This is a genomic window from Actinacidiphila sp. bgisy167 (assembly GCF_965342175.1).
Taxonomy (GTDB): domain Bacteria; phylum Actinomycetota; class Actinomycetes; order Streptomycetales; family Streptomycetaceae; genus Actinacidiphila.
This window is the reverse complement of sequence record NZ_CBDRBL010000002.1, coordinates 59790-76861: the sequence shown is the minus strand read 5'-3', so window position 1 is coordinate 76861 and position 17072 is coordinate 59790. Positions and strand designations below refer to the sequence as shown.

The window sequence follows — 17072 nt, the reverse complement described above, 5'->3', positions numbered from 1 at the left end:
GGCGGTCGGCGCCGCGGTCCCGGGCGCTCAGGCCAGGTCCTCCCAGCGCCGGGCCAGGCGGGCGGCGCCCGTTTCGGTGAGCGAGCCCCACAGGCGCAGGCGGGCGACGCCGCCGTCGGGGTAGGTCTCCAGGCGTACGTGGGTGGCGGGCGGGACGTCGACGACGAAGCGGTGGACGGTGTCGGGCCGCAGGGGGCAGCGCGGCACGATCTCGAACCAGTCGCCGTGCTCTCCGTCCCGGCCGAGCAGGGCGGCCCAGCCGGGGGCGTTGCCCTTGTAGTAGGCGGTGTCGATCTCGACGGCGCGGACGGTGCCCTGCCCGGCGAGGCGGTAGCGCACCCAGTCGTGGCCCTTGTCGCGGCGCCGGCGGGTCTCCCAGCCGTCGCCCATGCGGTGCGACCTGCCCGGCAGGACGAGGTTGACCGGGGAGGAGTAGAAGCGGTCCGAGACGTCCTCGGGGGCGCCGCCGTTCTCCAGCGCGACCAGGTCGAAGGTGCCAAGCGCGGACAGCCACGCCGGGTCGGGGACGACCTCGCCGTGGACGCGCAGCCTGGCGATGCCGCCGTCGGGGAACTGCTTGAGCCGCAGGTGGGTGAAGCGGCGTTCGACGGCCACCTCGAATCCGTTGGCGGCATGGCCGCCGACGGCCGTACGGGGCACCAGTTCCGTCCACCGCACACCGTCGCCGAGCAGGTCCGCGGGCGCGGCGGACAGCGGTGCGCAGACGGCCTCGAGGGCGATCTCCGCGGGATGGTTGCCGCGGAAGTGGGCGGTGTCCACGACCACGCCGCGTACGACGCCGGGGGCGGCGAGGCGGATCAGCGCCCAGTCGTGCTCGGCGTCGCCGGGGTGCGGGCTGTCAGGGCCGGTGCCGCGCCGGCGGCGGGTCTCCCAGCCGTCCATGACCTGGCCCTTGTGTCCGAAGTGCCCGGGTCGGAACTCCGCGCGTCCTGGGACGAGCAGGTTCTCCCGTTCGGCGAAGAACTCGTCGCTGGCGGCGGTCACCGCGGCGCCCAGCCGCCGGTCGGCGAGGTCGACGAGACGTGTGAAGGACAGGTCGGCGCCCCGGTAGTCGGCGTAGGGGTCGCCTCCGCCGTAGGGCTGGGCGGCGCCGGTGTGCCGGGGGACGGCGGTCATGCGTTCTCCCTTGCGATGAGGCGGCCGCAGGGGTGGGCGGCCGCGCCGTGGCCGGCGATCTGCTCCCCGCGCAGCCAGGTGCTGCGCACCACCCCGGTGAGGGTGCGGCCCGCGTAGGCGGTGACCGGGTTGCGGTGGTGGAGCGCCGCCGGGTCCACGGTGAAGCTCTCGTCGGGCGCCAGGACGGCGAAGTCGGCGTCGTGGCCCGGGGCGACGGCGCCCTTGGTGCTGAGCCCGGCGAGGCGTGCCGGGCCCGACGCCATCCAGCGGACCACGTCGGTGAGTGCGGCGCCTCGCCGGCGGGCGTCGGTCCAGACCGCGGGCAGGCCGAGTTGCAGGGAGGAGATGCCGCCCCACGCCGCGCCGAAGTCCCCGGTGTCGAGATGCTTGAGGTCGGCGGTGGAGGGCGAGTGGTCGGACACGACGCAGTCGACGGTGCCGTCGAGCAGGCCCTGCCACAGCGCCTCCCGGTTGCCCGACTCGCGGATCGGCGGGCAGCACTTGAACACCGTCGCGCCGTCCGGGACCTCCTCGGCGGTGAGCGTCAGGTAGTGCGGGCAGGTCTCGGCCGTCAGGCGTACGCCGTCGCGGCGGGCGGCGGCGATCAGGGGCAGGGCCTCGGCGGAGGACAGGTGCAGGACGTGCACCCGGCAGTCCACACGGCGGGCGAGGTCGATCAGCGCCTCGACGGCGGCGTTCTCGGCGGCGCGGGGACGGGAGGCGAGGAATCCGGCGTACGCCCGGCCGGAGGGCGGCGGGGCGGCGTCGATGAGCCGGGGGTCCTCGGCATGGACGATCAGCAGGCCGTCGAAGCGGGCGATCTCCCGCATCGCCGCCTCCAGTTCGACCGGGGCCAGCGGCGGGAACTCGTCGACCCCGGAGGGCAGCAGGAAGCACTTGAAGCCGAAGACCCCCGCGTCGTGCAGAGGACGCAGATCGCCGGCGTTGCCGGGGACGGCGCCGCCCCAGAACCCGACGTCGGTGTGGACCCGGCCGCGGGCGGTGGCGCGCTTGACCTCCAGATGGGCGGCGGTGGTGGTCGGCGGGACGCTGTTGAGCGGCATGTCGACCAGCGTCGTGACGCCGCCGGCCGCGGCCGCCCGGGTGGCGGTCGCGAAGCCCTCCCACGCGGTGCGGCCGGGCTCGTTGACGTGGACGTGGGTGTCGACGAGGCCGGGGAGCAGGGCGTCCGTGCCGAGGTCGACCAGACGGGCGCCCGCCGGGGGCTCGCCCCCGTACGGCAGAACGGCGGCGATCCGGCCGCCCGCGACGGCCACGTCGGCGGCGCGTTCGCCGTGCGGGGTGACCACCCGCGGTGAACGCAGGACGAGTTCGATCCCGTCAGCGGCCTCGGACACGGGCTCCCCTTCCCCGACAAACGCCCAGGACGTCAACGTTCTGTTGAACCGCATCCTCCGCCCGCCCCCGAGCCACGTCAACCCCGCCCCGGGGGCACCGCGAGGCGTCCCCGCAGTACAGTTGAAGGATTCCGTCCAATGGAATGCGCTTTCCGTAGCCCGACGGCCACCGCCCGCCCCACGACCGCCGCTCACGGCGTCGCCTGCCTGGTCAGGGCCGGTAGGCTGCGCTTTCACCACCGTCCGCCTGGGGAGGAAACGTGGCGTCAGACCGCGCCGGGGGCGTCCAGTCCATCGAACGCGCCTTCGACCTGCTGGAGCGGATGGCCGACGCGGGCGGCGAGGTGGGCCTCAGCGAACTGTCCGCGAGCAGCGGGCTCCCCCTGCCCACGATCCACCGGCTGATGCGCACCCTGGTCGGCTGCGGCTACGTGCGCCAGCAGCCCAACCGCCGCTACGCGCTCGGCCCCCGGCTGATCCGCCTCGGCGAGAGCTCGGCCCGCCTCCTGGGCACCTGGGCCCGCCCCTATCTGGCGGAACTGGTCGAGGCCACCGGCGAGACCGCCAACATGGCCCTCCTCGACGGCGACGAGGTCGTCTACATCGCCCAGGTCCCCTCACGCCACTCGATGCGGATGTTCACCGAGGTCGGGCGGCGCGTCCTGCCGCACAGCACCGGCGTCGGCAAGGCCCTGCTGGCGCACGTCCCCCCGGAGGAGGTACGGGCCCTGCTGGCCCGCACCGGCATGCCGGCGGCCACCGAGCGGACCATCGTCGACCCGGACGCCTTCCTCGCCGAGCTGGAGCGCATCCGCGCCCAGGGCTACGCCGTGGACGACAACGAGCAGGAGGTCGGTGTGCGCTGCCTGGCCGTCACGGTCCCCGACTCCCCCACGGCCGCCGCCATCTCCATCTCCGGACCCGCCGGACGGGTCACGGAGGCGGCCGTCGAGAAGATCGTGCCGGTGCTGCAAGGCGTGGCGCGGAGTCTGTCGGCCGCACTGACCGGCAGCGGCGCCGCCTGACCCCGGGCACCACCACCTTTCGCCCCAGCGGGTACAGCTCTTGCCTCACCTATCGAAAGTCGATAGCTTTCCATCGAAGGACGATCGAGGGAGAGGCAATGGGAAAGCTGACGCTGCTCGCGCTGCGTGCCGTGCTCGCGGTGCTGCTCGCGGGTTCGGTGTGCATACAGGCACTGATGGTGTGGGCGCTGGCCACCGACCCGGAGGACGGGTCGCTCCCGCTGACCCCGCTGCGCCTGGTCACGATCCTGGGCCTCGTGGCGGCCCAGGTGGCCCTGGTCTGCGTATGGCGGTTGGTGGCGATGGTGCGGCGTGGCACCGTGTTCTCCCACGCCGCCTTCCGCTACGTGGACGTCATGATCGGCGCCATCGTGGCGGCCGCCCTCGTCTGGTTCGCTGTCACCCTGCTCAATGCGCCGGGCCAGCGGGACGACCCCGGTGTCACGGTCATCATGGGCGGCGTCGGCGTGGCCGTCCTCGGGGTCGCGCTCATCGTGCTCGTGCTGCGGATGCTGCTCGCCCAGGCCGTCGCCCGCGACGTCGAGGCCGCACGGATGCGGGACGAACTGGCCGAGGTGATCTGATGCCGATCGCCGTCGACATCGACGTGATGCTGGCCAGACGCAAGATGTCCGTGGGCGAACTCGCGGACCGCGTCGGGATCACCCCCGCCAACCTGGCCGTGCTCAAGAACGGCCGCGCCAAGGCGGTGCGCTTCGCGACCCTCGCCGCGCTCTGCGAGGTGCTGGAGTGCCAGCCGGGCGACCTGCTGCGCTGGGAGGCCGACGAACCCGCGACGGCCGACGCGCGAACGGTCTGATGCCCACGCCCCCGGCCGGGCGCGCCGGGTCGGCACGGGGTGACGGCGGCGCCCGGCGGGGTGACGGCGGCGTGCGCCCGGCGGGGTGACGGCAGCCACGGCTGCTTGACCTCGAGCGCACTCCACGACCTACGGTCGTCACCGTAGCGACCACGACGGACGGTGGAACCATGCGACTGGGACTGCACCTCACGAAGTTCGACCACCCCGCGGGACCCGCCGGCCTCGCGCCCGCGCTCGCCGCCGCCGGTGAGGCCGCCGAGTCGGCCGGCGCGAGCTGGCTGTCGGTGATGGACCACTATTTCCAAATGGAGAACAACGGCGGCGCCGAGGCCGCGATGCTGGAGGCCTACACGACTCTGGGCTTCCTCGCCGCCCGCACCTCCTCCGTCCGGCTGGGCGTCCTCGTCACCGGGGTCACCTACCGCCACCCCGGCCTGCTGGCGAAGATCGCGACCACCCTCGACGTCCTGTCCGGCGGCCGGGCGACCCTCGGCCTCGGGGCGGCCTGGTACGCACGCGAGCACCTGGGCCTGGGCGTGCCCTTCCCGCCACTCGCGGAGCGCTTCGAACGGCTGGAGGAGACGCTGCGGATCTGCCTGCAGATGTGGGACCAGGACGACGACGGCCCCTTCGACGGCACGCACTACTCCCTGGCGGAGACCCTCGGCCACCCGGCCCCGGTGAGCACACCCCGCCCGGAGATCATGATCGGGGGCGGCGGCGAGCGCAAGACGCTCCGCCTGGTCGCGCGCTACGCCGACGCCTGCAACCTCTTCGCCTCCTCGACCGCCGAGGTCGCGCACAAGCTCGAGGTGCTGCGGGCGCACTGCGACGAGGCCGGACGCGACTACGCGCGGATCCGCAAGACCCTGCTCTTCGCCGGCGACTCCCTCCGCAGCGGTGACACCGATGCCTTCGTCGCCGACATGGCCGGTTACGCCGCGCTCGGCGTCGACACGGTCATCGTGATGCCACCGGACGCCGAGCCGGCCGGCTGGATCGAGAGCCGCTGCGCTCCGGCCGTGCCCCGGCTGGCCGAGCTCGGGGGCTGACCGGCCCCGGCCCCGCCGTCACGGCCGCTCCCCCAGCCGCCCGCGCAAAGACGCCCGGCCCGGCACCGCGCCCCCGCGAGGGCCGGGCGTCCTCATGGCAGGCCCCCGACGACGCGGGCCGTGGACGACCGGACCGGCAAAGGCCCGGACGACAGGGCGCGGCGGCGCCCCGGGTCACTGCGGGCGCGGGGCGCCGAACAGCTCGATGGCCCCCCGCACCTCGGCGAGGGCGCCGGCCAGCGCACTCACGGAGCCGAGCGATCCGGCGATCACCAGCAGGCCGCGGCGCAGCCGCAGGACGTCCGGGACACCGGCGGCGGCCGCGGCGGCCAGCGCCGTCAGCTCGTCCTCGGCGATGCGCCGGTCCGGTAAGTCGGCGCGGTACCCGGCAAGTTCACGGCGGCAACGGGCCACCGCGGCCCGCAGGGCGGTCACCCGCGGGTCGAGGCTGCCGCCCTCGTCGACCGCCACACGGGCAGTCATGTCCTTCACCACTGATACGTCCCCCACGAGTAGGCCCCGGTCATCCCCCAGGCCGGCCGGCCCCATCCGACCCGCCTTGTCGGGGAGGACATTAAACGCGACGGAACGCTCCCCCCGCTACACACAGAGCGAAATCCGTTCCGACCGCGCGCCGCCCGTCACACCCCGCCGCCGCCACCCGCGCGGGCCGCGACCCGGTTCCAGTCCACGAGCCGCCAACCGCCCCCGGCACGCCACCAGCGGGCCATCGAGGCGTTAACCACACGGGCGTCGCCGGGCGGCGGCGTCCCGAGCAGGCCGCACAACGCCAGCACCACCGCGTCGTGCGTGACGACCAGCAGCGGCGGCCCCGGACGGGCGACGACATCCGCCGCAAAGTCCCGGACACGGGCCTCGACGTCCCGCACCGACTCCCCACCCGGCGGGCGGTACACGGCCTCACCCTCGCGCTCGCGCCGCCGCGCCTGCTCCGGGAAGCGCTCACGGATCTCCTCCGGGGTGAGGAGCTCCAGCAGGCCCATCTGGCGGTCCCGGAGCCGCTCGTCACAGGTGACGGGCAGCGGTGCGCCGCCCGCGGCCACAAGGACCTCCTGGACGGCCCTCAGGGTCTGCCGGGCCCGAACGAAGGGCGAGCAGCAGACCCGGCCGGGCGCCTCGGCGTCGGGCAGGGCCAGCAGATCGCGGCCGAGCAGCGCCGACTGCTCCCGGCCGAGCGCGGTCAGCGCCACGTCGGCGTCCCGGACCCCGGGCAGGGACCTGCCTCGGGCGAAAGCCGCGTTCGCCTCGCTCTCGCCGTGCCGCACGGCGATGATCCAGCTCGTCATGCCAGTCCTTTCCCCACTCCCCCGTCCGCGGTATCCAGGAGGCGTGAGACATCCAGGAGGCGTGGAACGCGACGCGGGCACGGGCGCCGTCGCCGGGCTGCTGCTCGCGGCAGGCGGGGGCAGGCGGCTGGGCGGCCGCCCGAAGGCGCTGCTGGAGTACGGCGGCCGTCCGCTGGTCGAGCACGCGGCGGCGACGCTGCGCGCCGGCGGCTGCGGCCCGGTCCACATCGTGCTGGGCGCGGCGGCCGCGCAGGTGCGCCGGCAGGCCGCCCTGGACGGCTACGCCGTCACCGTGAACCCGCACTGGGAGCAGGGCATGGGCTCCTCGCTGCGCGCCGGCCTCGATGCGCTGGCGGGCACCGGCGCGCCGGCCGTCGTCGTGCTCCTGGTGGACCAGCCGGGGATCGGGGCCGCGGCGGTGGCCCGGGTCGCCGCCGCCTGCGCCTCGCCGCGCACCCTCGCCCGTGCCACCTACGGCGGCAGGCCCGGCCACCCGATCCTGCTGGGCGCCGCCCACTGGCCGCCGATCGCCGCGAGTGCGGTGGGGGACCGGGGGGCACGCTCCTACCTGAGGCGGCACGCGGAGGCGATCGTGCACGTCGAGTGCGGGGACGTCGCGGATCCCGCCGACATCGACACCCCGGACGACCTCCGGCTGCTGGCGGCGCCGCCGGAGCGGCCGGAGCCCCCGGCACCGAATACCACAGAACGTTGAAGTTCCGCAATGCAGAAACTATGCTCCACACAGCAGAAGCGCCCGTACGGTCGGCGCGCCTCGCGGCCCTCCCCCGCCCGGACCGGCGCCCCGAGCCGACCGGGGCGCGGCGGCCGCCCGGCTCCCCCGGCCGCACGCCACCCCTCACCGGCAAGAGGAGAGTCAGGGACATGTCCGCACCAGGCCCCGCACCGCACGCCGTCGTCGCCGACACCGCACCCCCCGTCGCGCGCGCCGAGGAGGTACTGACCGACGAGGCACTCGCCTTCCTCGCCGAACTGCACCGCCGGTTCACGCCGCGCCGCGACGAACTCCTCGCCAAGCGCAGGGAACGCCGCGCCGAGATCGCCCGCACCGGCACCCTGGACTTCCTCCCGGAAACCGCCCACATCCGCGAGGGCGACTGGCGGGTCGCCGGCGCCCCCACCGCGCTGAACGACCGCCGCGTGGAGATCACCGGCCCCACCGACCGCAAGATGACCATCAACGCCCTCAACTCCGGTGCCCGCATCTGGCTCGCCGACTTCGAGGACGCCTCCGCCCCCACCTGGCAGAACGTCATCGGCGGCCAGGTCAACCTGATCGACGCCTACGAACGCCGCATCGACTTCACCACCCCTGAAGGCAAGTCCTACGCGCTGGCGGACGAGAAGGACCTCGCCACCGTCGTCATGCGCCCCCGCGGCTGGCACCTCGACGAACGCCACCTCACCGTCGACGGCGAACCCGTCCCCGGCGCCCTCGCCGACTTCGGCCTCTACTTCTTCCACAACGCCCGGCGCCTGCTCGCCAAGGGCAAGGGCCCCTACTTCTACCTCCCCAAGACCGAGTCGCACCTCGAAGCCCGCCTGTGGAACGACGTGTTCGTCTTCGCCGAGGACCACCTGGGCGTCGAACAGGGCGTCATCCGCGCCACCGTCCTCATCGAGACCATCACCGCGGCCTTCGAGATGGACGAGATCCTCTACGAGCTGCGCGACCACGCCTCCGGCCTCAACGCCGGCCGCTGGGACTACCTGTTCTCCATCGTGAAGAACTTCCGCGACGCGGGCGAACGCTACGTCCTGCCCGACCGCAACGCCGTGACGATGACCGCCCCCTTCATGCGCGCCTACACCGACCTGCTCGTCCGCACCTGCCACAAACGCGGCGCCCACGCCATCGGCGGCATGGCCGCCTTCATCCCCTCCCGGCGCGACGCCGAGGCCAACGCCGTCGCCTTCGACAAGGTCAGGGCCGACAAGGACCGCGAGGCCCACGACGGCTTCGACGGCTCCTGGGTGGCCCATCCCGACCTCGTGCCCATCGCCCGCGCCTGTTTCGACGCCGTCCTCGGCGACCGGCCCCACCAGAAGGACCGGCTGCGCGAGGACGTCCACGTCACCGCCGCCGACCTGCTGGCCGTCGACTCCCTCGACGCCAGACCCACCTACGAGGGGCTGCGCAACGCCGTCCAGGTCGGCACCCGCTACATCGAGTCGTGGCTGCGCGGCTCGGGCGCCGTCGCCATCTTCAACCTGATGGAGGACGCGGCCACGGCCGAGATCTCCCGCTCCCAGATCTGGCAGTGGGTGAACGCGGGCGTGGTCCTCGCCGACACCGGAGAGAAGGTCACGGCCGACCTCGTACGCTCCCTCGCCGATCGCGAACTCGCGGCCGTCCGCGAGGAGACCGGCGCACAGGCCTTCGCCGCCGGACGCTGGCAGCAGGCCCACGACCTGCTGCTGAAGACGGCGCTCGACGAGGACTACGTCGACTTCCTGACGCTGCCGGCATACGAACTGCTCGACTGAACCGGGGCCGCCGCCCTCCCGGAGCGACGGCCGGCCGGTCAGGCTCGCCCGCCTGACCGGCCGGCCCGACGCCGTGCTCAGGCCTGGCCGGTGTCGAAACGGCTGATCTTCCCGTCGTCCACGGTGAAGCGCCACTTCGTGCGCATCTCGCCCCACGCGTCATTGCGGTAGTCCGCGATCAGGGTGAGCCCCGAGGAGTCCTGGGACTGCACGTCCATGTGGCCGTGGGACTCGAAGATCTCGCGCTCCGCCCACTCCTTCAGGTCGCGGTCGGAGCCGTCGTCGGACATCGTCGCGTTCTCGGCCAGCGCGGCCTCGAACGCCTCCCGGTCCCCGGAGTTCACCGCCGAGACGAAGGCGCGGACGGCGGGCTCGTTGAGGGCGTCGGTGCGGATCATCGCTGCTGCTCCCTGTGCTCAAGGATCGTGGCACCAGCCTCGCCCGAGCGGACCTGCCGCGCTACCCGGCCCCTGTGCACGGCCCGCCGTTCACCCGCGCGGACCGGCACCGCTGGCCCCTCGCCCACACCGCGGGGACCCTTGCGGCCCGGCGCCGCGGCACGCCCAGCAGCCCGTGCGGGGGCGGACGAAAGTCTGGGCCCTTGCATTACTCTCTGTGTCCGACTGTCGGCGCCCGCCCCTACCCTGCTGAGGGTGAACACGCCCGCCCTCCCCCAGCTGCGTGCGGCGCTGGAAAGCGCCCTCGCCGACCCGGCCATCGCCACCTCCCGGTCCCGGGAGCAACGCCTGCGCAAGGCCACCGCGGTACTGGAACGCGCGGCCGCCGACGTCCCGCCGCACGCCCTGCGCGGCCTCGACGACCTGTTCGACGACGCCGTTCTCGGCCACCCGGGTCAGCCGGACACCGTGCTCGGCCGCATCGCGGCCGGCCGCTACCGCACCCGGGGCGGCCAGGTCGGCCGCCCGCTCACCCCCGCCAGCCAGCGCGACATCATGGACGGCGTCGCCGACCTCAACCGGGCCGCCGGGCGCCCCGCGTTCGCCTGGCAGGCCCGCGGGATGCGCCCGTGGTCCAAGCACACGAAGGAGCCGCTCGACTTCACCGGGCACATCGTGCTGCGCCGGGCGCTGAGCACCCCCGGGGAGCCGCGCCGCGAGCCGTACCGGCTGCGGATGCTGGCGGCGTTGGAGCTGCTGTGGGCTACGGCGGTGCCCCGCGAGGGCCTGGTGGCCGCCGACGTCACCGATCTGTCGGCCGGGGAGTCCCGCATCCGGCTCACCGTGAACCTGCCCGGCAGGACCACGGCGACCCGGCAGGAGTTCGCGCTCCCCCGGTCGGCGCGGGCGGCGCTGCGGCTGTGGCTGCCCGTGCGCCGGGAGGTCGTCGCGCGGCACCTTTCGGCGGGACCGGACCATCCCGCCAACCAGGCGCTGTTCATCACCCTGAGGCACACGGTCGCCGAACCGGCCTCCGGCGCCGCCCGGATGGTGCCGCCCGGCATCCGCATCACCGGAAACGGCCTGGAGACCGACTACAGCAAGTGGGCGCGCAGACTCAACGGCGACCACGCGGGGCAGAAGGGCTGGCCGGTGCCGACCGACCTCTACACCGTCGCCCGCGGCGGCGCGGTCCTGCGCGAGGCGCAGGGCCGCCTCCAGGGGCGGGGCCCGGCGGTGCGCCGTTCGACGTGAACACCGCAGGCGGGTCGGGTGCGGCCAGGTCCCGCACCGCCCCGAAGCCCGCGGCCGGCCGCGCGGGTCAGCCCGCCCGACCGGCGATCCGCGCGAGCCGCCGTGCCTCGTCCCGGGTGGCGCGCGCGATGGCTTCCTCGTCAGCGGTGACCAGGCGGCCGTCCTCGACCACCGGGCGGCCGTCGACCAGGGAGAGGGTCACGGGGGCCGGCGCGCCGAGGACCAGCGCGGCGACCGGGTCGGCGATCGAGGCGTGGGCGAGGGTGTCCATCCGCCACAGGACGAGGTCCGCCAGTTTCCCTGGCTCCAGGGAGCCGATCTGCTCGGCCCGGCCGAGCACCCGGGCGCCCCCGTATGTGCCCAGCCGCAGCGCCTGACGGGTCGTCAACGCGGCTTCCCGGTGGGCGCCGAGGCGGTTGACGAGCAGGGCGTTGCGCAGCTCGGTCCGCAGCTCGCCCGCTTCGTTGGACGCGGTGCCGTCCACGCCGAGGCCCACCGGGACGCCGGCCGCGAGCATGTCGGGGACGCGCGCGATCCCGGCGGCCAGGCGGGCGTTGGAGGACGGGCAGTGGGCGACGCCGGTCCGGGTGCGGGCGAAGGCGGCGATGTCGGAGTCGGCCATGTGGACGCAGTGCGCCATCCAGACGTCCTCGCCGAGCCAGCCGGTGGACTCGAAGTAGTCCGTCGGCCCCATGCCGAACAGCTCCTTGCAGAACTGCTCCTCCTCCACGGTCTCGCTGCCGTGGGTGTGCAGGCGCACCTCCTTGCGCCGGGCCAGTTCCGCCCCCTGGCGCAGCAGTTCGGTGGAGACCGAGAACGGCGAGCAGGGGGCGACGGCGATCTGCGTCATGGCGTCGAACGCGGCGTCGTGGTGCTCGTCGATCGTCTCCTCGGTGGCGGCCAGCGCCGCGTCGAGGGTCTCGACGGCGAAGTCCGGGGGCAGTCCGCCGTCGGACTCGCCGCGGTCCATCGAGCCGCGGGCGAGGGTGAAGCGCACACCCATGCCGGCGGCGGCCCGGATGATGGAGCCGGACAGGTCGCCGGCGCCGCGCGGGAAGACGTAGTGGTGGTCCATGGCGGTGGTGACACCGCCGAGGGCCATCATCGCCAGGGAGCCCTGGGCGGCCGCGTGGGTCATCTGCTCGTCGATCCGCGCCCAGGTGGGGTAGAGCTCGACGAGCCAGCCGAAGAGGTTGCGGTCGGTGGCCAGGCCCCTGGTGATCCACTGGTAGAAGTGGTGGTGGGTGTTGACCAGGCCGGGAGTGAGCAGGTGGCCGGTGCCGTCCACCCTGCGTACGACGCCGTCCAGTCCGGTGGGCGCGGGTCCCGGGCCGACGGACTCGATGCGGTTGCCGGCGACGACGACATGGCCTGACGGGTACTCCGTGTCGTGCGCGTCGACGGTGGCCACGGCACAGTTCTCGATGACGACGCGCTGCGCGAAGACAGTCATGGGCGGGGCCTCTCAGTCCGTCACCGGGATGCGGGGCTCGGCGCCCTCGCGCAGGACCGTGCCCTCGATGAGGCCGTAGGGGCGGTCGGCCGCGAAGTACACCGCGCTGTCGAGGGTGTCGTTCTCGAGGCCGAGCGGCTCGAGGTCGACGAGGAAGTGGTGCTTGTTGGGGAGCGAGAGCCGTACTTCGTCGATCTCGGGGCGGTGCTCGACGACCCGGTCCCCCATCGCGTACAGCGTCTGCTGCAGGGAGAGCGAGTAGGTGCCGGCGAAGGCGTCGAGGAGGTGGCGGCGCACCTCGGCGTAGGACTCCTGCCACCGCGGGGCGGGGTCCTCGTCGCGGGTCCAGTTGAATCGCCAGCGGGCGCTGACCTCAGTGGCGAGGACGCGGTCACCGGTCTCGCGCAGCGTGGTGTAGCGGTCCTTGACGAAGCCCCGGAACTCGGAGTCGGTGGTGTTCATGACGACGAGGTCCTTGAGCCCGGAGACGATCTGCCAGCGCGCGCCGTCGTAGGCGACCTCGGTGGTGCGGGTCTCCCGGCCGCCGCGGACGAAGGAGTGCTCCGGCGCGATCCGCTCCCACGCGTACTCCTCGATGCGGATCCTGGCCCGGTCGATGGACTCCTGGCTGGTGACGAAGTGCCGGGCGAGGTGGATGCCGAACTGCTCGACGGACGCGACGCCGTACTGCTTGGCGAAGGCGAAGACCGTGTTCTTGGCGGTGTCGGTGGGCAGCACTGCGGCGTTGCTGCCGTGGTAGTGGACGTCGTCCATGGCGCCGGAGAGGGCGACGGAGACGTTCAGGTCCTTGACGTGGTGGGTCGCGCCGTCGCGGGTGACGTGGACGACGCGGGTCTCCGCCTTGCCGTACTGGTTCTGGCCGAGTCGGGTGGACGGCATGTCGGTGCTAGCTCCCTCGGTATACGGAGTAGCCGAACGGGTTGAGCAGCAGCGGTACGTGGTAGTGCTCGCCCGGCTCGACGGCGAAGACGGTCGCCACCTCCGGGAAGAAGGCGCCGCCGCCCCGGTCGGCGAGGTAGTGCTCGGTGGCGAACTCCAGCCGGACGTGGGTGGTGCCGTCCGGCAGGTCGGGCAGGTCCTTGCAGCGGCCGTCGGCGTCGGTCTCAAAGGCGCCGTGCGGCACCCAGGCGGCGTCGCTGCCGGAGCGCACCGCGAGCGTGACGGGCACACCCCCCGCGGGGCGGCCGCGGCTGGTGTCCAGGACGTGCGTGGAGACGGAGGTCATGGGGGGTCTTCCTGAGCGGCGCCTCCGAAGAGGCGCGTGAGGCGGACGCGGTTGATCCCCGCGAGTTCGGTGCGGACGATCTCGCGCTCGGTGTCCGGGTCGTTGCCGATCCGCTCCTCGAGCGCGGCCAGCATCTGCTCGCCGGTCCTGCCGGTGGCGCAGATGAGGAAGACGTGGCCGTGCCGCTCCTGGTAGGCGAGGTTCAGCGCGAGCAGTTCCTCGCGCTGGCCGTCCCGCACGCCGCGCTGTTCACGGGCGGAGACCGGGTCGCCGGGGCGGGGACGGCCGATCGGCGGGTGGCCCGCCATCGCCTCGGCCAGGTCGTCGGCGGTGAGGCCGGCCGTGGCGGCGTCGGAGGCGGCGAGGAGCGCGTCGAGGGTGCCGTACGGGCGGGCCGCCAGGACGGCGGCGCCCCAGGAGCGGCTCGCGCAGACCTCGCGCAGCAGCGCTGCCGCCTCCGGTCCGCCGGAGGCGTCGAACCGGGCCAGGCCCGGGAAGGGACGGGACGTCACAACGGCACGCTAGAAGCGTCCACCATGCGACGTCAACAGTTTGTTGAAAGGTCGCCACCCATGACGCCCGGACGGACGCCGGATGCGCGGAGCCGGGGGCCCTGGCAGCGAGCAGGCCCCCAGGGGGAGACCGCCAACGATCTTTCCCGGCGCCGGTTCGGTCCGGGAAGGAGGACGGGGGCGCGCCGCCCGGGGCTGGTGGCGTGCCGGTGCTGGTGAAAGTGGGCCCGGTGGGATCCGGGCCGGCCCTATCCATCGCCCTTCGCCGCGTTCTCCCTGTTGAGGTAGTTGTAGACGGTGAAGCGGCTCACGCCGAGCGCCGAGGCGACCGTCTCGACCCCGTGCCGCACCGAGAAGGCGCCGCGTTCCTCAAGGCTGCGGACGATCATCTGCTTCTCCTTCCGCCCCAGTTCCGACAACTCCTTGCCGTGCCGGCGCCGGAGGTCGGCCAGGATGTGGTCGAGCGAGTCCGCGAGGTGCGGGAGCCGTACGGCGACGACCTCCGCGCCCTCCCAGCTGAGCACCACGTCGTCACCGCGCGCCTCGGCCGGGGGCACCAGTTCGGCGCCCAGCGCGTCGGCGAGCGGCCTGATCGCCGCGCTGAACGGATGCTCGTCCGCCTCGGTCACCGGTCCGCCTCCCGAAGGACGTTGACTTGCAGCGACACCCTGGTCGCGCCGGCCTCCAGGGTGCGCCGCAGCAGCTCGCCGACGACCGCGACGACCTGCTCCGTCCCGCCCTCCGCCGAGTTGCCGAAGGGGCCGACGTCGACGGCGTCCAGTCCGGCCGTCTCCAGGACCTCGCGGCCGACCACGGCGTGGCGCGGGGGCTCGGACAGGTCGAACGGCTCGGTGGTGAATTCGACTCTCAAGCGCACGTCCTCAACCTAGCTGGTCAGGGGCTTGCCCGGACATCCCCCTTGACAGCCGCAGTCCGGCTCCTAGACTTCCGTTAGGCAGAAACAAGTTTCCGTATTACGGAAGGGCGCATGTGATGGGCTTCGACTCCACGCGCTTCGATGTGAACCTCTCGATCCTCTTCACGGAACTCCCGCTGCTGGAGCGTCCCGCGGCGGCCGCCGCGGCCGGCTTCTCCGCGGTCGAGCTGTGGTGGCCGTGGACCCGGATGCCGACCCCTCCGCAGTCCGAACTCGACGCCCTGCGGGACGCCCTGCGGGAGGCCGGCACCCAGTTGGTGGGGCTGAACTTCTACGCGGGCGAGCTCCCCGGCCCCGACCGCGGCGCCCTGTCCGTGCCGGGCGAGGAGTCCGCGCGCTTCCGCGCCAACATCGACGTCGCCGCCGACTTCGCCCGCTCCGTGGGCTGCACGGCGCTCAACGCGCTCTACGGCAACCGGATGGAGGGCGTGAGTCCCGAGGCGCAGGACGAACTCGCCCTGGAGAACCTGGTCAGGGCCGCGCACGCGGCCCACCGGGTCGGCGCGGTGCTGCTGGTCGAGGCCCTGAACAAGCCGGAGTCGCCGGACTACCCGCTGGTGAGCGCCGCCGCCGCGGTCGAGGTCGTCGACAAGGTCAACGCCGAGACGGGTCTGGACAACGCCCGGTTCCTGCTCGACCTCTACCACCTGTCGATGAACGGCGAGGACCTGCCCGCCGTGATCGACGCCTACGCGGACCGCACCGGCCACGTCCAGATCGCCGACGACCCCGGCCGGGGCGCGCCCGGCACGGGTTCCCTGCCGCTCGCCGCCCTCCTGGACCGGCTCCACGACGCCGGCTACGACGGCTGGGTCGGCCTGGAGTACAAGCCGGGCCCGCAGGGCAGCGCCGCCTCCTTCGACTGGCTCACCCCCGCCGACAAGTGATCCGGAGAGGACATCATGACCACCGTACTTCCGAGGGTCGCGTGGATCGGCCTCGGCATCATGGGCTCCCCCATGTCGGAGAACCTGATCAAGGCCGGGTACCCCGTCACCGGCTACACCCTTGAGCAGGACAAGCTCGACCGCCTGGCCGCGGCGGGCGGCACGCCCGCCGGATCGGTCGCGGAGGCCGTGAAGGAGGCCGACGTCGTCGTCACCATGGTGCCGGCCTCCCCCCAGGTGGAGGCCGTCGCCTACGGCGAGGACGGCATCCTGGCCAACGCCCGGCCGGGCACCCTGCTGATCGACATGTCCTCGATCACCCCGCAGACCTCGGTCGACCTCGCCGCCGCGGCGGCGGACAAGGGGATCCGCGTCCTGGACGCGCCCGTCTCGGGTGGCGAGGCGGGAGCGATCGAGGCGGTGCTGTCGATCATGGTGGGGGGCGATCAGGCCGACTTCGACGAGGCGCGGCCCCTGTTCGACGCCCTCGGCAAGACCGTCGTCCTGTGCGGTCCGCACGGCGCCGGGCAGACCGTCAAGGCGGCCAACCAGCTGATCGTGGCGGTGAACATCCAGGCCTGCGCGGAGGCGGTGGTCTTCCTGGAGAAGTCCGGCGTCGACCTCAGCGCGGCGCTGGACGTGCTGAACGGCGGTCTCGCCGGATCCACGGTGCTGACCCGCAAGAAGCGCAACTTCCTCGACCGCGAGTTCGCCCCGGGCTTCCGCATCGACCTGCACCACAAGGACATGGGCATCGTCACCGACGCCGCCCGCACCGTCGGCGCCGCCCTACCCGTCGGCTCGGTGGTGGCGAACCTCGTCGCCTCGCTGCGGGCCCAGGGCGACGGCGGCCTCGACCACTCCGCCCTGCTGCGCGGAGTGGAGCGCCTGTCCGGTCTCCCGGCCAGGGGCTGACCCCGGTTTCCGGGCGGCGGCGCCCCGACCTGTCGTGTCGCGCCCGATGGGGCGCCGCCGCCCGGATCACGAACGTCCGCGCCGCCGAGAGCTTCTGAGGGGTAGGTCGAGGCGGCGCGGACCGGGCCCGCCCGGGGACCGGTGACCGCGACCGGGCCGGGGGCGGGACCGGGCCCCGGGCGGCGGTCGTCGCGTGACGCGGTCGCTGCGTGACCCGGCAGCCGCGTACCGCGACCGGGGACGCCAAGGCGGGTGCGCGA

Annotated in this window: 20 protein-coding genes; 9 read left to right on the top strand and 11 right to left on the bottom strand. The window is 73.7% G+C overall.

Features of this window, described 5'->3' with window-relative positions:
* Positions 1–27: 27 nt before the first annotated feature.
* Together alc and allB are read right to left on the bottom strand one after the other, a co-directional pair.
* A complete protein-coding gene (gene alc, locus ACRWND_RS01390; protein ID WP_431944927.1) occupies positions 28–1137 on the bottom strand; it encodes an allantoicase in 1110 nt (369 codons plus the stop codon).
* Positions 1134–2495, bottom strand: a complete 1362-nt coding sequence (gene allB / locus ACRWND_RS01385) for an allantoinase AllB (protein WP_431944925.1) — start codon at positions 2493–2495, stop codon at positions 1134–1136. Before allB ends, alc begins: the two co-directional genes overlap by 4 nt.
* 260 nt (positions 2496–2755) lie before the next feature.
* Between allB and ACRWND_RS01380 the strand changes: the two genes are divergently transcribed.
* The 4 genes from ACRWND_RS01380 (at position 2756) to ACRWND_RS01365 (ending at position 5395) form a co-directional block, all read left to right on the top strand.
* The gene (locus ACRWND_RS01380) at positions 2756–3520 is read left to right on the top strand and encodes an IclR family transcriptional regulator (RefSeq protein ID WP_431944923.1); all 765 of its coding nucleotides are present in this window, start codon (positions 2756–2758) and stop codon (positions 3518–3520) included.
* Between the two features lie 98 nt (positions 3521–3618).
* A complete protein-coding gene (locus ACRWND_RS01375; RefSeq protein ID WP_431944921.1) occupies positions 3619–4104 on the top strand; it encodes a DUF2975 domain-containing protein in 486 nt (161 codons plus the stop codon).
* The gene (locus ACRWND_RS01370; protein WP_431944919.1) at positions 4104–4340 is read left to right on the top strand and encodes a helix-turn-helix domain-containing protein; all 237 of its coding nucleotides are present in this window, start codon (positions 4104–4106) and stop codon (positions 4338–4340) included. The genes ACRWND_RS01375 and ACRWND_RS01370 overlap by 1 nt, the downstream gene beginning before the upstream one ends.
* Positions 4341–4510: 170 nt before the next feature.
* Positions 4511–5395: an LLM class F420-dependent oxidoreductase gene (locus ACRWND_RS01365; protein ID WP_431944917.1), complete on the top strand. Its 885-nt coding sequence runs from the start codon at positions 4511–4513 to the stop codon at positions 5393–5395.
* 174 nt (positions 5396–5569) lie between these two features.
* On the opposite strand, the gene ACRWND_RS01360 is transcribed toward ACRWND_RS01365, so the two are convergent.
* Both ACRWND_RS01360 and ACRWND_RS01355 read right to left on the bottom strand, forming a co-directional pair.
* On the bottom strand, positions 5570–5878 hold the full coding sequence (locus ACRWND_RS01360; protein ID WP_431944915.1) for a DUF5955 family protein: 309 nt from the start codon (positions 5876–5878) through the stop codon (positions 5570–5572).
* Positions 5879–6036: 158 nt separating this feature from the next.
* A complete protein-coding gene (locus ACRWND_RS01355; RefSeq protein ID WP_431944913.1) occupies positions 6037–6702 on the bottom strand; it encodes a histidine phosphatase family protein in 666 nt (221 codons plus the stop codon).
* Between the two features lie 61 nt (positions 6703–6763).
* Between ACRWND_RS01355 and ACRWND_RS01350 the strand changes: the two genes are divergently transcribed.
* Both ACRWND_RS01350 and aceB read left to right on the top strand, forming a co-directional pair.
* On the top strand, positions 6764–7417 hold the full coding sequence (locus ACRWND_RS01350; protein ID WP_431945079.1) for a nucleotidyltransferase family protein: 654 nt from the start codon (positions 6764–6766) through the stop codon (positions 7415–7417).
* 170 nt (positions 7418–7587) lie between these two features.
* Positions 7588–9210: a malate synthase A gene (aceB, locus tag ACRWND_RS01345; protein WP_431944911.1), complete on the top strand. Its 1623-nt coding sequence runs from the start codon at positions 7588–7590 to the stop codon at positions 9208–9210.
* A 77-nt stretch (positions 9211–9287) separates the two neighbouring features.
* Here aceB and ACRWND_RS01340 read toward each other — a convergent pair whose 3' ends face one another.
* Complete coding sequence (locus tag ACRWND_RS01340; protein WP_431944909.1) at positions 9288–9608, bottom strand: nuclear transport factor 2 family protein; 321 nt, start codon at positions 9606–9608, stop codon at positions 9288–9290.
* A 255-nt stretch (positions 9609–9863) separates the two neighbouring features.
* Between ACRWND_RS01340 and ACRWND_RS01335 the strand changes: the two genes are divergently transcribed.
* Entirely contained in the window at positions 9864–10862 is a 999-nt protein-coding gene (locus tag ACRWND_RS01335) for a hypothetical protein (protein ID WP_431944907.1), read from the top strand.
* Between the two features lie 67 nt (positions 10863–10929).
* Here the strand turns inward: ACRWND_RS01335 and ACRWND_RS01330 are convergent, their stop codons facing one another.
* The 6 genes from ACRWND_RS01330 to ACRWND_RS01305 all read right to left on the bottom strand — a co-directional run bounded on the left by ACRWND_RS01330 (position 10930) and on the right by ACRWND_RS01305 (position 14950).
* Complete coding sequence (locus ACRWND_RS01330) at positions 10930–12315, bottom strand: 8-oxoguanine deaminase (protein WP_431944905.1); 1386 nt, start codon at positions 12313–12315, stop codon at positions 10930–10932.
* 12 nt (positions 12316–12327) lie between these two features.
* Positions 12328–13215 (bottom strand): factor-independent urate hydroxylase, encoded by an 888-nt coding sequence (gene pucL, locus ACRWND_RS01325; RefSeq protein ID WP_431944903.1) that lies wholly within the window; start codon positions 13213–13215, stop codon positions 12328–12330.
* A gap of 7 nt (positions 13216–13222) precedes the next feature.
* Complete coding sequence (gene uraH, locus ACRWND_RS01320) at positions 13223–13561, bottom strand: hydroxyisourate hydrolase (RefSeq protein ID WP_431944901.1); 339 nt, start codon at positions 13559–13561, stop codon at positions 13223–13225.
* Positions 13558–14073 carry a 2-oxo-4-hydroxy-4-carboxy-5-ureidoimidazoline decarboxylase gene (uraD, locus tag ACRWND_RS01315; RefSeq protein WP_431944899.1) on the bottom strand — a complete coding sequence of 172 codons (516 nt, stop codon included), beginning with the start codon at positions 14071–14073 and terminating at the stop codon, positions 13558–13560. Before uraD ends, uraH begins: the two co-directional genes overlap by 4 nt.
* A 248-nt stretch (positions 14074–14321) precedes the next feature.
* Positions 14322–14702, bottom strand: a complete 381-nt coding sequence (locus ACRWND_RS01310) for a helix-turn-helix domain-containing protein (protein ID WP_431944897.1) — start codon at positions 14700–14702, stop codon at positions 14322–14324.
* Positions 14699–14950 (bottom strand): hypothetical protein, encoded by a 252-nt coding sequence (locus ACRWND_RS01305; protein WP_431944895.1) that lies wholly within the window; start codon positions 14948–14950, stop codon positions 14699–14701. Before ACRWND_RS01305 ends, ACRWND_RS01310 begins: the two co-directional genes overlap by 4 nt.
* 116 nt (positions 14951–15066) lie before the next feature.
* Between ACRWND_RS01305 and ACRWND_RS01300 the strand changes: the two genes are divergently transcribed.
* Positions 15067–15897, top strand: a complete 831-nt coding sequence (locus ACRWND_RS01300; RefSeq protein WP_431944893.1) for a TIM barrel protein — start codon at positions 15067–15069, stop codon at positions 15895–15897.
* A gap of 15 nt (positions 15898–15912) precedes the next feature.
* A complete protein-coding gene (locus ACRWND_RS01295) occupies positions 15913–16812 on the top strand; it encodes a 2-hydroxy-3-oxopropionate reductase (RefSeq protein WP_431944891.1) in 900 nt (299 codons plus the stop codon).
* Positions 16813–17072 lie beyond the last annotated feature (260 nt).